At 63.5% G+C, this 13659-nt stretch carries 16 protein-coding genes; 8 read left to right on the top strand and 8 right to left on the bottom strand.

Annotation, left to right across the window (positions count from 1 at the left end):
* Positions 1–60: 60 nt before the first annotated feature.
* Genes Q0Y42_RS00485 through Q0Y42_RS00475 form a run of 3 tightly spaced genes read right to left on the bottom strand, consistent with a single transcriptional unit; the run spans position 61 to position 3274 of the window.
* Positions 61–654 (bottom strand): TetR/AcrR family transcriptional regulator, encoded by a 594-nt coding sequence (locus tag Q0Y42_RS00485; protein ID WP_297799002.1) that lies wholly within the window; start codon positions 652–654, stop codon positions 61–63.
* Entirely contained in the window at positions 654–2225 is a 1572-nt protein-coding gene (locus Q0Y42_RS00480; RefSeq protein WP_297798999.1) for a DHA2 family efflux MFS transporter permease subunit, read from the bottom strand. Before Q0Y42_RS00480 ends, Q0Y42_RS00485 begins: the two co-directional genes overlap by 1 nt.
* Positions 2222–3274 carry an HlyD family secretion protein gene (locus Q0Y42_RS00475; RefSeq protein ID WP_297798998.1) on the bottom strand — a complete coding sequence of 351 codons (1053 nt, stop codon included), beginning with the start codon at positions 3272–3274 and terminating at the stop codon, positions 2222–2224. Before Q0Y42_RS00475 ends, Q0Y42_RS00480 begins: the two co-directional genes overlap by 4 nt.
* Before the next feature lie 157 nt (positions 3275–3431).
* Here Q0Y42_RS00475 and nth point away from each other — a divergent pair, with 157 nt between their 5' ends.
* On the top strand, positions 3432–4181 hold the full coding sequence (gene nth / locus Q0Y42_RS00470) for an endonuclease III (protein WP_297798996.1): 750 nt from the start codon (positions 3432–3434) through the stop codon (positions 4179–4181).
* On the opposite strand, the gene Q0Y42_RS00465 is transcribed toward nth, so the two are convergent.
* The gene (locus Q0Y42_RS00465) at positions 4178–5062 is read right to left on the bottom strand and encodes a transporter (RefSeq protein WP_297798994.1); all 885 of its coding nucleotides are present in this window, start codon (positions 5060–5062) and stop codon (positions 4178–4180) included. The two genes, nth and Q0Y42_RS00465, sit on opposite strands and share 4 nt — an antisense overlap.
* Positions 5063–5150: 88 nt before the next feature.
* Between Q0Y42_RS00465 and Q0Y42_RS00460 the strand changes: the two genes are divergently transcribed.
* From Q0Y42_RS00460 to Q0Y42_RS00440, 5 genes are all read left to right on the top strand, one after another.
* Positions 5151–6170 (top strand): adenosine kinase, encoded by a 1020-nt coding sequence (locus Q0Y42_RS00460; RefSeq protein ID WP_297798992.1) that lies wholly within the window; start codon positions 5151–5153, stop codon positions 6168–6170.
* Positions 6171–6244: 74 nt separating this feature from the next.
* Positions 6245–6964 (top strand): heme ABC transporter permease CcmC, encoded by a 720-nt coding sequence (gene ccmC / locus Q0Y42_RS00455; protein ID WP_297798990.1) that lies wholly within the window; start codon positions 6245–6247, stop codon positions 6962–6964.
* 14 nt (positions 6965–6978) lie between these two features.
* Entirely contained in the window at positions 6979–7134 is a 156-nt protein-coding gene (ccmD, locus tag Q0Y42_RS00450; RefSeq protein ID WP_297798988.1) for a heme exporter protein CcmD, read from the top strand.
* Positions 7134–7694 (top strand): DsbE family thiol:disulfide interchange protein, encoded by a 561-nt coding sequence (locus Q0Y42_RS00445; RefSeq protein ID WP_297798987.1) that lies wholly within the window; start codon positions 7134–7136, stop codon positions 7692–7694. The genes ccmD and Q0Y42_RS00445 overlap by 1 nt, the downstream gene beginning before the upstream one ends.
* A gap of 58 nt (positions 7695–7752) precedes the next feature.
* Positions 7753–7995: a hypothetical protein gene (locus tag Q0Y42_RS00440; RefSeq protein WP_297798985.1), complete on the top strand. Its 243-nt coding sequence runs from the start codon at positions 7753–7755 to the stop codon at positions 7993–7995.
* Here the strand turns inward: Q0Y42_RS00440 and Q0Y42_RS00435 are convergent.
* From Q0Y42_RS00435 to ftsY, 3 genes are all read right to left on the bottom strand, one after another.
* On the bottom strand, positions 7992–8564 hold the full coding sequence (locus Q0Y42_RS00435; protein ID WP_297798984.1) for a MarR family transcriptional regulator: 573 nt from the start codon (positions 8562–8564) through the stop codon (positions 7992–7994). The genes Q0Y42_RS00440 and Q0Y42_RS00435 overlap by 4 nt on opposite strands.
* A gap of 129 nt (positions 8565–8693) precedes the next feature.
* Positions 8694–9296: a septation protein IspZ gene (locus Q0Y42_RS00430; protein WP_297798983.1), complete on the bottom strand. Its 603-nt coding sequence runs from the start codon at positions 9294–9296 to the stop codon at positions 8694–8696.
* Positions 9297–9302: 6 nt separating this feature from the next.
* Positions 9303–10238 carry a signal recognition particle-docking protein FtsY gene (gene ftsY, locus Q0Y42_RS00425; RefSeq protein WP_297798981.1) on the bottom strand — a complete coding sequence of 312 codons (936 nt, stop codon included), beginning with the start codon at positions 10236–10238 and terminating at the stop codon, positions 9303–9305.
* Between the two features lie 85 nt (positions 10239–10323).
* Here ftsY and Q0Y42_RS00420 point away from each other — a divergent pair, with 85 nt between their 5' ends.
* Both Q0Y42_RS00420 and Q0Y42_RS00415 read left to right on the top strand, forming a co-directional pair.
* Positions 10324–12390, top strand: coding sequence for an NAD(+) synthase (locus Q0Y42_RS00420; RefSeq protein WP_297798979.1), 2067 nt, complete (start codon positions 10324–10326; stop codon positions 12388–12390).
* A gap of 62 nt (positions 12391–12452) precedes the next feature.
* Positions 12453–12677 (top strand): alkylphosphonate utilization protein, encoded by a 225-nt coding sequence (locus Q0Y42_RS00415; RefSeq protein ID WP_297798977.1) that lies wholly within the window; start codon positions 12453–12455, stop codon positions 12675–12677.
* A gap of 56 nt (positions 12678–12733) precedes the next feature.
* Here Q0Y42_RS00415 and Q0Y42_RS00410 read toward each other — a convergent pair whose 3' ends face one another.
* Positions 12734–13609 (bottom strand): alpha/beta hydrolase, encoded by an 876-nt coding sequence (locus tag Q0Y42_RS00410; RefSeq protein WP_297798975.1) that lies wholly within the window; start codon positions 13607–13609, stop codon positions 12734–12736.
* Positions 13610–13659 lie beyond the last annotated feature (50 nt).

Genomic DNA, 13659 nt, shown 5'->3' with positions numbered 1-13659 from the left:
GCCAGCTTCTTTGCATAGGGGTTTAGGCTGATCCGCGCGTAAAGGCCAAATCGTTCGCGTTCAGGGCGCATAAGCCTTGATAAAGCGGCGGGCGGCCTCGCGCGCATGGGCCATGGGCTCGTGCTCGAAAGGGGGAATGCCCATCAGAAGCCGGAACTTGCAGTGGCCCAGAACCATGCCGACGAAGATTTCGGCCGCCTCTGCCGGATTGGGGACCGATAGACGCCCTGCCTCGTGCTGGCGCGAAAGCCATTCGGCGATGCGCGACAGGCTTTGTTTGGGACCGGCCTCGAACACGGCGCGGGCCAGTTCGGGATCGTCATGGGACGACATTGCCATCGCCCGCAAGTGGTCCGAACTGTGCGGATCAAGCACCCGCTCGATCAGTCCCTTTGCCACCCCTTCCAGCGCTTCTTCCAGCGGACCGTCATTGCCCAGAGGCGAGGTAATCGCCAGCGAGCGTTGTGACAGGAGCGTGCGGGCCAGCTCGCTTTTGTTGGGATAGCGGTTGTAGAGCGTCTGTTTCGACACGCCTGCGGCGCGCGCTATATCGGCCATGGTGGTGGCCGGCCCCTTGGTGGAGAACAGCTCTACAGCCGCCGCCAGAATGGCGTCGCTCTTGTGCTCGTCGATCTGTCCGCGCGCGCGAGGCATCAGTGCACGTCCGAGGGCGGCGGGGCGCTGCCCGGCTTCACCGGCTTGGACATCAGGGTGATGAAGGCCGTCAAGGCGCAGCCGATGGCCAGCATGGCGAAGGCATCGCCGAAAGCCATGGTTGTCGCCTGTTTCTGCAGAATGCCGTACACCGCCTTCAAAGCCGAAGCATGGGGATCGACCGAGTTCTGGAACCGCTGGGTCAGGGCCTCGATCATCATCGTGGCCCTCACATTGGTGCGGTCCAGAGCACTGGTCAATTCGCCCATATGTCGCGCCGTGTTCTCGGTCAGGCTGGTATTGAGAAGCGCCAGACCGAACGCCCCGCCGACATTGCGCGACAGGTTCACTAGGCCCGAGGCATTTTTGACCATGTGCGGGGGCAGGGTGGTCATGGTCACCTGTTGCGAGGCGATCATGGCGATCATCACGCCAGCACCGCGCATGGCCTGAACCCCGGCAAACTCCCAGAAGGCCCAGTCTTCGGTGACCAGACGCGCATCCCACATGCCCCATGCGGCCATCATGAAGCCGATGAACATCAGGATACGGGCATCGACCTTGCGCACCAGACGCCCGACGAAGGGGCCGACCGCAAACATGCTGAGGCCGGACACGATCATGGTGGTGCCGACCTCCGCTGCCGAATAGTCGCGCACCCGCGACAGGAACAGCGGGATCAGGAAGGACCCGCCGAACAGGGCGGCCCCCACCACAAAGGTCATGATGACCCCGACCATGAAGTTGCGATTGCCGAATGCGCGCAGCTCCACCAGCGGATTGGCACTGGTCAGCGAACGCCAGACAAAGACAGGGCCGGTGATGGCTGCGACAACTGTCAGCAGCAGGATGTGGTCGTCGGCGAACCAGTCATTCTTGGCCCCTTCTTCCAGCACGAACTGCAGGCTCATCAGGAAGGTGGCCATCAGGAACAGGCCGAACCAGTCGAAGCCCTTGGCCAGCTTGGGATCGCCCTTGTCGAAATTGGCATAGCGCCCGACGAGGAACAGGACCAACAGGCCTGGAAAGACGTTGATGAAGAACAGCCAGCGCCAGCTCAGCCATTCGGTCAGGTGACCGCCCAGCGTCGGACCAATGGTCGGGGCCAGTGTCACGATCAGACCCATGATGACACTGGCCGTCACGCGTCGCTCCGGCGGGAAGGCGGTAAAGGCCACGGCGAACACGGTCGGGATCATGGCTCCGCCGACAAAGCCCTGAACGGCGCGGAAGAAGATCATCATCTCGATCGATGAGGACAGACCGACCGCCACACTGGTCAGCAGAAAGCCGACGCATGAAGCCAGAAAGACCTTCTGCGTGCCCCACAGGCGCGACAGGAAGCCCGACAGCGGGATCATCACCACCTCGGGGATCAGATAGGCCGTCTGGATCCAGCTGATCTCGTCGGCAGAGGCCCCGATGCCGGCCTGAATCTGGGTCAGGGACGCGGCCACGATCTGGATGTCGAGAATGGCCATGAACTGGCCGATCACCATGCCCGCAAAGCCGAGCATGAGGACCGTCCAGTTGACGGGCTTTTCTTCCTCGACGGTATTGATTGCGGTCATTGGCGAGGTGCCGTGCGGCCTTCGCTCTTCAGATCGACCTTGGCGTGGACCGACAGGCCGGGGCGCAGTTCGATACCTTCCACGCGGTCAAGCGCGATGCGAACCGGAACACGCTGGGTGATCTTGGTGAAATTGCCGCTGGCGTTCTCGACCGGGATCAGGGCGAACTCGGCACCGGTTGCCGGCGCAAAGCTTTCGATGCGGCCGGTGAATTTCACCGAAGGATAGGCGTCGGCCTGGATGCTGACGGTCTGCCCCAGACGCATGCGCTCCAGCTGGGTTTCCTTGAAATTGGCGACCACATAGACGTCTCTCAGCGGCACCACGGACATCAGCTGGGTGCCAGCGGCGACCACCTGACCCACGCGCACACCGCGCGCGCCGACCACCCCGGCCACAGGGGCGCGGATCTCGGTGCGCTCCAGCGCCAGACGGGCTTTTTCAACCGCGGCGCGGGCTTGGTCGACCGTGGCCGAGGACTGGGCGCGGGCAGAGTTCAGGACAGCCAAAGTGCGCTGCTCGGCGGTCAGGGCCGCGCGGGCTTCCTCGACACCGGCGCGGGCGTTCTGGGCAGCGGCGCGTTCGGTATCCAGACGCTGGCCCGACACCCAGCCCTGCGAGGCCAGCTGGCCGTAGCGGTTCAGTTCCTTCTGAGCCAGTTCGGCCTGACTGCGGGCGCGATCGACGGCGGCAGAGCGGGCCGCGATGGCGGCCTGCTGCTGGGCGGTCTGGGCATCGACATTGCCCACCGACGCCAGCACAGCCGCCAGATTGGCCTCGGCCTCGGCGAGGGCGGCGCGGGCATCGGCATCATCGAGCCGAACCAGCACGGTGCCCGCCTCGACATACTGGTTATCCTTCACCAGCACCTCGACGACAGAGCCGCCGATACGCGGCGAGACACTGACCATATCGGCCTGAACAAAGGCGTTATCGGTCTTTTCCCACCGCTGCTTGTTGATCCACCACCAGGTGCCGCCGCAAACGAGGGCGATGGCGGTGACAATAGCGAGAATGAGGGGGAGACGCTTACGCTTGGGAGCACTCATCGAGGGATGCCGTTTCTGACGACGCTGAAAAATGGACGAGCACGTCTAGAAATCAACTTGGTGGTTTTGTCGAGAACAAAGTGCGCCAGAATGTCGCGGATGTGTCGATCTCTGCGGCGAACTTGAAATCGCAAAGGGGCGCGGGCATGGGTGGGCCATGACAGAGCGAAAGCCCAGCCGCGCCGTTCGAACCGCACTGACGCCCACCGGTCCGGCCAAACGGTCACGACAGCCCAAGAAGGCCCCCGTCGGTGTCATCGTCCGCTGGCCCCCAACCAAGGCCAAGGTCGAGACGGTGTTCGAGCGCCTGTCCGGCATCATGCCCGATCCCAAGACGGAGCTGGATTTCGTCAATCCCTATACGCTGGTGGTGGCGGTGGCCCTGTCTGCACAGGCGACCGACGTCGGCGTGAACAAGGCGACCAAGGCTTTATTCGCCGTCGCCGATACGCCGCAAAAGATGCTGGCGCTGGGCGAAGAGGGGCTGATCCCGCTGATCTCCTCGATCGGGCTTTACCGCACCAAGGCCAAGAATGTGATCGCGGCGGCCCGCATACTGGTGAACCAGCACGGCGGCGAGGTGCCGCTTAATCGCAAAGACCTGCAGGCCCTACCGGGTGTAGGGCGCAAGACCGCTAGCGTGGTGCTGAACGAACTGGGTATCGAACCCGCGATTGCCGTCGACACCCACGTCTTCCGTGTCTCGCACCGCCTCGGGCTGGCCAACGGCTCAACGCCGGACAAGGTCGAGGACCAGCTGCATCAGGTGGTACCCAAGAAGTGGCTGGCCAAGGCGCACCACTGGCTGATCCTGCATGGCCGCTACACCTGTCTGGCACAGCGGCCCAAATGCGGGGGCTGTATCCTTGCGGACATCTGCCCCTCGCGGGCGAGCTTTGCCGATTAAATCCGCGCTTTGACGGCGGCGGCGAAGCGGGCACCGGCCTTGGGATCCGACGCCAGATAGAAGTCCGGCTCGACCAGTTCGGCCTCCATCAGCACCCATTGGCCGTCATCGGTCTGGGTCATGTCGATGCGGGCATAGAGCAGATCGTCATCGAACTGTGCCAGCACCTGCTGGGCCAGTTCCAGCGCGCCTTGCGGCGGCTGGGGCAGGGCCTGATAGCGGCCACCGTACTGGACCTGAATGCGGAACTCGCCTTCGGTGCCGGGGCGTTTGTTCACGACGTGGCTGAGGGCACCGCCGAAGAAGAGCAGCGAGGTTTCGCCCGCCGTCTCGATAGAGGGCAGATAGGCCTGGATCATCGCCGCCCCTTGCGGCGCGTCGCGCATGGCCGCTGCCAGATCGTCCCCGCGCTGGATACGCAAGGTGCGCCATGCGCCCGCCGAGATGGTGGGTTTGACGATCAGGACATCGGTGCCGAGCGCGTCAAAAGCCTCGGCGACATTCTGTTCGGTCGCCTGATCGACAAACAGTGTCGCGGCCATGGGGATACCGGCATCGCGCAGGCCTTTCAGATAGGCCTTGTCGGAGTTCCAGCGCAGGGTACGGGCCGGATTGGCCACGGGCAGGCCCTCGGCCTCCCACAGGTCGCAGGCGCGGCACCAGTCGGCATAGTCGGTGTAGTAGCCCCACGTCAGCAGGGGCAGGATCAGGTCATAGTCCCGCAGACCCTCTGCCGATTGGACATGGTCCGTCCATGGCGAGGTGGAAACCTCGAACCCTTCGGGTGACAGGGCCTCTTTCAGGCGCTCCAGCACCTGCGGCCACTGGCTCGAATAGGAGGGATCAGACGGGGAGGGGGTAAGAACGACGATCTTTGCCATGGGCGCCTTATGCAACGATGGCGCGGGAATTTGTAATTTCAAATCTGCAATGTGGCGAAGCCCTCTCAGGGAGGCTAAGGGGTTTTGAATGACCCAAACCCCTTCCTTCGCCAATGGCGCCCGTTTCGATGTGTGCGCGGTGGGTAATGCCATCGTGGACGTTCTGGCTCCGTGCGAGCACGCCTATCTGACCGAGCAAGGTCTGGTGGCTGGCTCGATGCAACTGGTCGATGAAGCCCAGAGCGCCGCACTGTATGAAACCATGGCTCCGGGCGTCGAAGCCTCGGGTGGTTCGGCAGGCAATACGGTGGCCGGTGTGGCCTCCTACGGCGGTCGCGCCGCCTATATCGGCAAGGTCGCCAATGACCAGCTCGGCGGCGTCTTCACTCATGACATCCGTGCGGGCGGTGTCCACTTCGACACGCCGGTTCTTGAAGGCGGTGCCGGTACCGGCCGCTGCCTGATCAATGTGACCGATGACGGCCAGCGCACCATGTGCACCTTCCTGGGTGCCGCGAACCAGCTGACCGTGGCCGATATCGACGCGGGCCTTATCGCCGACAGCGCCATCGTCTATCTGGAAGGCTATCTGTTCGATCCGGCTCCGGCCCGTGCAGCCTTCGAGGCCGCCGCTGCCGAAGCCCACAAGGCAGGCCGCAAGGTTGCCATCACTCTGTCGGACAGCTTCGTCGTCCATCGCTGGCGCGCCGAGCTGCTCGACTTCATCAAGGCCTCGGCCGACATCGTGCTGGCCAATGAAGGCGAACTGGCCGCCCTTTTCGAAACCGAAGATTTCGATGCCGCTGCCGACCAGCTGGCTTCCATGGTCGATATCGCGGCGGTGACCCGTGGCGAAAAGGGTTCGGTGGTTATCTCGGGCACCGAGTGTCACGCCGTTGCGGCCTTCCCGGTCGACAAGGTTCTGGACACCACCGGTGCCGGTGACCAGTACGCCGCCGGCTTCCTGCTGGGCGTTGCCCGCGGTCTATCGCTGGAAGACGCCGGCAAGCTCGGCTCGCTGGCCGCTTGCGAAGTGATCGCGCACTGGGGCCCGCGCCCGCAGGTGTCGCTGGCCGAACTGGCCAAGGAAAAGTCCCTCGCCCTCTAAGGCGACCGTTTGCGGCGGCGGGTGCTTCACGCGCCCGCTTGCCGTGGACGCTCAGGCCAAGTAATCGCTCCGATATGTTTGGTCTCGCAAATCCCGACAAATTCATGCGTTTCACAACACCGCTGGTGTCGGTGCTGTGGTTGCTGGCTGTCGGATTGCTGGCCTTCGGCACGTTTCAGGCCTTTGCCGTCCCCGAAGACTACCAGCAGGGCGATACCGTCCGCATCATGTTCATCCATGTGCCCGCCGCCATTGTCGGTCTGGGCGCCTATGCGGCGCTGGGGGTTTCCAGCCTGTTTGCGCTGGTGTTCCGCCATCCGCTGGCCGATGCCGCAGCCAAGGCCGCAGCCCTTCCGGGGGCAGCGCTGACCGCGCTGGCGCTGATTACCGGATCGCTGTGGGGCAAGCCGATGTGGGGTACGTGGTGGGTTTGGGATGCCCGCCTGACCTCGGTGCTGGTGCTGTTCCTTTTCTATATCGGCTATATGGCCCTGCGGTCGTCGATCGATGACGAGCAAAGGGCGTCGCGTGCCGCCGCCGTCTTGGGCCTCGTAGGGCTGATCAACCTGCCCATCGTGAAATTCTCGGTAGACTGGTGGAATACCCTGCATCAGCCCGCCTCGCTGATCCGCTCGGGCGGCACCTCTGTCGATGCGGCCTATCTGCCGGGTCTGATCGCCATGATCCTCGGCTATGGCCTGTTCTTTGGCGCGATCTGGGTGACTGCGATCCGGACCGAGGTCCGCCGCCGCCGCGTCCTGTCCCTGCGCGCCCGCGCTGCCTTTAACGCCTGACCGGAGACGCCTGAATGCTCGACTTCGACATGGGCAAATATGCCGCTTTCGTCTGGCCCGCCTTTGCCATCACGGCGGTGGTCTTTGTGGCTCTGGCCGCCCGCGCCCTGATCGAGGCGCGCCGCTGGAAGGCCGAGCTGGTTCGACTGGAAAGCAGAAAGGTCCGCTGATGCCCCGTTGGATGGCCGTACTGCCGATTGTGGCTCTGGTCCTGCTGGGGGGCTTTCTGGCCTTCCAGATGAACCGCATGGCCGAAAGCGGCAAGGGGGCGCGCTATCAGCCGTCGGCGCTGGTGGGTAAGCCCGTGCCGGAAACCACCCTGCCCATGCTGGAAGGGGCCGAGGTGTCGGGCCGTATGCTGGATGCGCGGACCGCGTCGGTCGGCAAGCCTGCGGTCATCAACCTGTTTGCCAGCTGGTGTGCGCCGTGCCGTCTGGAACACGCGCAGCTGATGGCGCTCAAGGCCGAGGGCGTGAAGATCATCGGCATCGCCTATAAGGACGATCCGGCCAAGACCGCCGCCTTCCTCGAGGAACTGGGCGATCCCTATGACATCGTGCTGGTGGATGCCGAGGGACGGGCGGGTCTGGACCTTGGAATCTCGGGCGTGCCGGAGACCTTCGTCATCGACGCCTACGGGATCGTGAAGCACAAGACCACGGGGCCGGTGATCACCGATGCCGACCGCGTACAACTTCTGGATGCCTATCGCGCCACGCCTGCGCGTTAAGGATATGGTCAACATTGCGTTAACCGTAGATTAGGGCTCATCCGTAATACTACGGACCATGGCCGCTATCCTGTCAGAACGCCCACCATTTCCACCCAGCCTGAAAGGGCAGGGCGGTTCGGCTGTGGTGAATGCGGCCAAGGCCCTGCGCGAGGCGCAGACGGCCTTCTTCCGTCCGGTCACCCAGAGTGTTCAGGCCGAGGCGGTGCTTGAGTTGCGAGATTCCGAGCCCGTAACCGCACCTGAGCCTGCACCCAACGCCATGCGTCGCCCGGGTAGCCTGCTGGATATCCGCGTCTAGCGGCTGCGCGACTGGGCTTTCTCGGCCTTGGCCTTCTTGGCCAGCTTCGCGGCCTTTCGCGCCTCTTTATCGGCCTTCTTTGCAGCCTTCTTGGCGCGCTTGGCCTCTTCGGGGGCCGCGTCCGCGACCTCGGCCAACAGGGCTAGCGTATCGATAAAGGCTTCGCGGCGTCCCTTGGGCAGAAGGGCAAGGATGCGTTTGTCTGCCGACAGGGCGCAGGGGCGGGCCTTTTCCAGCGCTTCCGCACCCGCCGAAGACAGTCTGACGGCCTTGGCGCGGGCGTCGATGGCGGACTGTTCGCGCTCCAGCAGGCCCTTGGTGGTCATGCGGCTGACGAGATCGGCTAGGGTCGAGCGGTCAATGCCGGTGGCCTTGACCAGATCGGTCTGGGTCAGGCCGGGATGTTGGGACACCGCCTCCAGCACGGCGTACTGGCGCTGGGTGACGCCAGCCTCGCCGCTTTCGTTGCCATAGACATCGACGCACAGTTGCAAGGCCCGATGCAGCAGGTGGCTGGGCGAGCGCGCAAGTTCCGGTACCGGACCGCTATGGGCAGCGATTTTAGTCACGTGGCTCTCCGGCGGTTGGGGCTGTCCTGTCGGACTAACAACTGGGATTGACGTTTTGACGACGCAACTGTGACGCGCAATGCAAAAGACCCGTCCTTTCGAACGGGCCTCTTATTGTTCGTGAGCGGATCAGGCGTCTTTGGCCTCGTCCTCGTCCTTCACCAGATGCTTCATGATGAAGAAGACCTGCCAGATGCCGAAGGCGGCGGAGGCCATCCAGAGACCGCCACGGAAGGCGACCCAGAAGTCGTCCGTCTGGGTGCGCCAGATCACTTCATTGACGATGGCGACCGTCAGGAAGAACAGGCCGTAGCGCAGGGTCAGACCCTTCCAGCCCGCATCGGTCAGGTTGAAGGCGCTACCCAGCAGGTATTTGAACGCCGCCTTGTTGAACGCCAGCGATCCCAGAAGAATGGCGGAGAGGGCCAGATTCTGAACCGTGATCTTGATCTTCAGCAGGTTCGGATCGTGGAAGAAGATGGTCAGGGTGCCGAACACCAGCGCGAACAGGCCGCTGAACAGCGGCAGGGGCGCAAGGCGTTTCTCCAAAAGCCATCCGGCGATCAGGGCAATGAGAGACGCGCCCACCAGTACCCACGTCGCCGAGATCAGGGCCTCGCTGCTTTCCTGTCCCTTGAAAAAGCGCAGGAAGGCATAGGAGCCCATGAAGGCGACAAGGGCACCGAAATCGACGGCTTGGCGCAGGTTGGAGGCTTTTTTGTTCTCAGACACGAAAGATCAGTCCTCCAGACCGACGAGGGAGCGCGAGAAGGCGACGGCGTCGAAGTCCTGAAGGTCCTCGACACCTTCGCCCACGCCGATCAGTTTGATGGGGGCGTCGGACGCCTGTGCCACGGGCACCAGCACGCCGCCGCGCGCCGTTCCGTCCAGCTTGGTCATAACCACGCCGGACACATAGGCGGTGCGGCCGAAAATCTTTTCCTGCTCCAGCGCGTTGCGGCCCACGGTGGCATCCAGCACCAGCAGGGTCTCGTGCGGGGCGTCGGCATCGACCTTTTTCAGCACGCGCACGATCTTCAGCAGTTCGTCCATCAGGGTGGACTTGTTCTGCAGGCGGCCCGCCGTGTCGATCAACACCACGTCAAAGCCCTCGGCCTTGGCCTTTGTATAGGCATCGAAGGCAAGGCCCGCGGCATCGGCACCGTCGCGGCGGCTCTCGAAATGAGCGCCTGCGCGGTCGGCCCAGACCTTGAGCTGTTCGCGGGCGGCGGCACGGAAGGTATCGCCGGCCACGATCATGACCTTGGCCCCCTTGGCGGTCAGGTCCGATGCGATCTTGCCCAGGGTCGTGGTCTTGCCCGAACCGTTCACACCGACGAACAGCACCACATAGGGCTTTTCGCCCGACAGCGGGTCAAACTTGGCCTGACGCGGCAGCAGTTCCTGCGCCACGGCCTCGGCCAAAGCTTCCTTGATCTCGCGCTCGTTGGACTCCTTGCCGAAGCGCAGGGCGCGGAAACGCTCCACGATGCGGGCGGAGGCCGCAGGGCCAAGATCGCTTTCGATCAGGTGCTCTTCCAGTCGTTCAAGCGCCTCTTCGGAAAGAGGTTCTTTGACGAAGGCGGAGACGACCTGTTCGGTCATCTGTTTGGAGGACCGGGACAGCCCCTCGCTCAGGCGCTGGAACCAGCCTTTTTTCGGCGTATCGCTCATAATCACTGCTCTAGCGGAGTGCGGTTCTCAGGTCACGCGCGAACCTATATGGATATGAAGTTGGTTTCGCGCATTGGAAAGCTTGATGGCCCGCACCACCCACGACTTCTACCACGCCCGCACCCATGGCTTCGTCCGTGTGGCGGCGGCAACGCCTGTGGTTCACATCGCCGATCCCGTCGCCAATGCCGACGAGCATATCCGGCTGATCGAGCAGGCGGCGGAGTCCGAAGTCGATCTGATCGTCTTTCCCGAACTGTCGATCAGCGCCTATGCCATCGACGACCTGCACCATCAGGCCCCGCTGCTGAACGAGGTCGAACGCCAGATCGCCCGCATTTCCGAAGTGGTGGAAGAGGCCGGACTGGTGGCCGTGGTCGGCGCGCCGATCCGTCAGGGCGATGCCCTGTTCAACTGTGCGGTGGTGCTGTCGGGCGGCGAGGTTCTGGCCGTGGTGCCGAAGTCCTATCTGCCGAACTACCGCGAATATTATGAAAAGCGCTGGTTCGCGCCCGCCGCCTCGCGCACCGAGGATGTGGTGGTACTGAACGGCGAGGAAGTGGACTTCCAGCCGGGTCTGGTTTTCGAGGCGGCCAACCGTCCGGGCTTCACCTTTGCCGTCGAGATCTGCGAGGACTTCTGGGCCCCGCAGCCGCCGTCCACGCGTGCCGCACTGGCGGGGGCGCGCATCCTCTGCAACCTGTCGGCCTCCAACATCGTCATCGGCAAGTCCGAGGACCGTGCCCTGATGTGCGCCAGCCAGTCGGCCCGCACTCTGTCGGCCTATGTGTTTGCCGCCTCCGGTTGGGGGGAGAGCACGACCGATCTGGCATGGGACGGTCAGGCGACCGTCTATGAACTGGGTGCCAAACTGGCCGAGGGCGAACGCTTCGCGCTGGAAAGCCACCTGACCATCGCCGATGTGGATGTGGACCGGATCGGTCTGGACCGCCTGCGCAACGGCACCTTCGCCGATTGCGCCCGCCATGAGGGCGAGGTGGCGACGGTGGTTCCCTTCATCGCCGCCGAAGGCCCGTCGGGCGGGTTGATCCGCGCGATGGACCGCTTCCCCTTCGTGCCTGATGACGGTGCCAAGCTGGATCAGGACTGTTTCGAGGCGTTCAACATTCAGGTTCAGGGCCTGATGCGCCGCATGACGGCGACGGGCTCGAAAACTCTGGTGATCGGTGTGTCGGGAGGGCTGGATTCCACGCAGGCCCTCTTGGTGGCGTGCCGGGCGTTTGACCGTCTGAACCTGCCGCGCACGGGTATTCTCGCCTATACCATGCCGGGGTTTGCGACCTCCGACGGCACCAAGTCGAACGCCTGGGCGCTGATGAAGGCGCTGGGCGTATCCGGCCACGAGATCGATATCCGCCCCGCCGCCAGCGCCATGCTGGAAGGTATCGGCCACCCCTTCGCGAAGGGCGAGCCGGTCTATGACGTGACCTTCGAGAACGTTCAGGCGGGCCTTCGCACCGACTATCTGTTCCGTCTGGCCAACCACAACAACGGCTTTGTGCTGGGTACGGGCGATCTGTCGGAACTGGCGCTTGGGTGGTGCACCTATGGCGTTGGCGACCACATGAGCCACTACAACGTTAATGGCGGCGTGGCCAAAACCCTGATCCGGCACTTGATCCGCTGGGTGGCGGACAAGAAGCTGGTAGGCGAAGAGGCCAGCCCGACGCTCTATTCCATCCTCGCGACCGAGATCTCGCCTGAACTGGTGCCAGCCGGAGCCGACGGCAAGATCCAGTCCACCGAGGGCACGGTCGGCCCCTATGCGCTGAACGACTTCTTCCTCTTCCACATCAGCCGTTTCGGCATGGCCCCGTCCAAGGTCGCCTATCTGGCCCATCAGGCGTGGAGCGAGCGGGAGAGGGGGCTATGGCCCGTCGGCACGCCCGAGGAAGAGAAGGTCCAGTACGATCTGGAGACGATCCGTTTCTGGCTGCGCAAATTCCTGATCCGCTTCTTCCAGACCAGTCAGTTCAAACGCTCCGCCGTGCCGAATGGTCCCAAGGTGGTCACGGGAGGCTCGCTGTCACCGCGCGGCGACTGGCGGGCACCATCGGATTCCTCGGCGCGGGTGTGGCTGGACGAGCTGGATGCCAACCTGCCGCCGGTCACCCTGTCGGCTGTGAAATAAAAACCCTGTCCTTAACAAGGTTTTTCTGGACTTGGAGCGGGGCGGTTCGCTAGAGGGCGCAAATGACCGACGAAATCACACGCGATAGCAACGGCGCAGAGCTGAAAGACGGCGACAGCGTCACCCTCATCAAAGACCTCAAGGTCAAGGGCTCCGGCGGCGTCACGCTGAAGCGCGGCACCAAGGTCCAGAAGATCCGCCTGACCGGCGATCCTGAAGAGATCGAGGCCAATGTCGAAAAGGTACGCGGCCTCGTCCTGCGGACCGAGTTCGTCAAAAAGGCCTGACCCAATGAAAAGGGGCGCTGTCACCAGCGCCCCTTTTGCTTTGCCTGTTTACTCGGTCAGTCGACCTTGCCGAGGAAGTCGAGGATGGCCTCGCTCGCCTCGTGCTCGTCCAGCATCGGCGCGTGGCCGATATCGGGCACCTCGATCAGGCGGGTGTTCTTGCCTTCCATGATCATGCGGCCCGCAATGGCCGTCGACAGCAGGTCCGATGTGCCGCCGCGCACGATCAGGGTCGGGCGCTCGGCCAGAACGCGGAACAGCGGCCACAGGTCCGGCACCAGTGCGCCAGAACCCGCCGCGCGGATCGGCGCGGAGATGTCGGGATCATAGGCCAGTACCGGCACGCCGTTCTCATCTTCCTTGAAGATGCGGCGGGCGAAGGCTTCCCAGTCGCTCTGGTCGTAGTGGGGGAAGGCGACCTCGTTGATCTGGCGGGCGTATTCGGTCGCGTCGACCCAGTTTTTGATCACAACAGGCTTGCCGGTATAGGCGGCAATACGGGCCAGACCCTCTGGTGCCACTTCGGGTCCGACGTCGTTCAGGATGGCGGCGGCGATGGCATCGGGCTTGAGCGCGGCCAGACACATGGTGATCAGTCCGCCCATGGACGTTCCCATGAACACGGCGCGCTCGATGCCTTTTTGCGCCAGCAGATCGACCATATCCCCTGCATAGGTCGTCGGCACATAGGTCATCGGGTCGGTGGCCTTGTCCGAGCGCCCCCGCCCCCGGACATCCACGGCGATAACACGACGGCCATTGGCCTTGAGAATGGACGCGATGCCTTCGAAATCGGCGCTGTTACGGGTCAGGCCGTGAATGGCGATGACGGGCAGCTTGTCGGTGTCGGTCGCCGGGACGTAATCACGCCCATAGAGTTTCAGACCGTCTCGACTGGTCCAGAAAAACTCGGAAAATTCGGCATTCGACATATAAAAACTCGGCCCCTCGTGAGTGGTAGAGGGACAGGTTATTCACCCGA

Source organism: uncultured Brevundimonas sp. (genome assembly GCF_947305955.1).
In the GTDB taxonomy this organism is placed as follows: domain Bacteria; phylum Pseudomonadota; class Alphaproteobacteria; order Caulobacterales; family Caulobacteraceae; genus Brevundimonas.
Note: the sequence above shows the minus strand (reverse complement) of the source record. Positions and strands in the feature narration are given on the sequence as shown.

Excerpts from the sequence above, each read along its gene's own strand:
- ccmC (WP_297798990.1), top strand. The coding sequence starts at position 6,245 with ATGTTTGGTCTCGCAAATCCCGACAAATTCATGCGTTTCACAACACCG.
- Q0Y42_RS00480 (WP_297798999.1), bottom strand. The coding sequence starts at position 2,225 with ATGACCGCAATCAATACCGTCGAGGAAGAAAAGCCCGTCAACTGGACG.
- Q0Y42_RS00475 (WP_297798998.1), bottom strand. The coding sequence starts at position 3,274 with ATGAGTGCTCCCAAGCGTAAGCGTCTCCCCCTCATTCTCGCTATTGTC.
- Q0Y42_RS00410 (WP_297798975.1), bottom strand. The coding sequence starts at position 13,609 with ATGTCGAATGCCGAATTTTCCGAGTTTTTCTGGACCAGTCGAGACGGT.
- nth (WP_297798996.1), top strand. The coding sequence starts at position 3,432 with ATGACAGAGCGAAAGCCCAGCCGCGCCGTTCGAACCGCACTGACGCCC.
- Q0Y42_RS00445 (WP_297798987.1), top strand. The coding sequence starts at position 7,134 with ATGCCCCGTTGGATGGCCGTACTGCCGATTGTGGCTCTGGTCCTGCTG.
- Q0Y42_RS00415 (WP_297798977.1), top strand. The coding sequence starts at position 12,453 with ATGACCGACGAAATCACACGCGATAGCAACGGCGCAGAGCTGAAAGAC.
- Q0Y42_RS00460 (WP_297798992.1), top strand. The coding sequence starts at position 5,151 with ATGACCCAAACCCCTTCCTTCGCCAATGGCGCCCGTTTCGATGTGTGC.
- Q0Y42_RS00420 (WP_297798979.1), top strand. The coding sequence starts at position 10,324 with ATGGCCCGCACCACCCACGACTTCTACCACGCCCGCACCCATGGCTTC.
- Q0Y42_RS00485 (WP_297799002.1), bottom strand. The coding sequence starts at position 654 with ATGCCTCGCGCGCGCGGACAGATCGACGAGCACAAGAGCGACGCCATT.
- ccmD (WP_297798988.1), top strand. The coding sequence starts at position 6,979 with ATGCTCGACTTCGACATGGGCAAATATGCCGCTTTCGTCTGGCCCGCC.
- ftsY (WP_297798981.1), bottom strand. The coding sequence starts at position 10,238 with ATGAGCGATACGCCGAAAAAAGGCTGGTTCCAGCGCCTGAGCGAGGGG.
- Q0Y42_RS00440 (WP_297798985.1), top strand. The coding sequence starts at position 7,753 with ATGGCCGCTATCCTGTCAGAACGCCCACCATTTCCACCCAGCCTGAAA.
- Q0Y42_RS00465 (WP_297798994.1), bottom strand. The coding sequence starts at position 5,062 with ATGGCAAAGATCGTCGTTCTTACCCCCTCCCCGTCTGATCCCTCCTAT.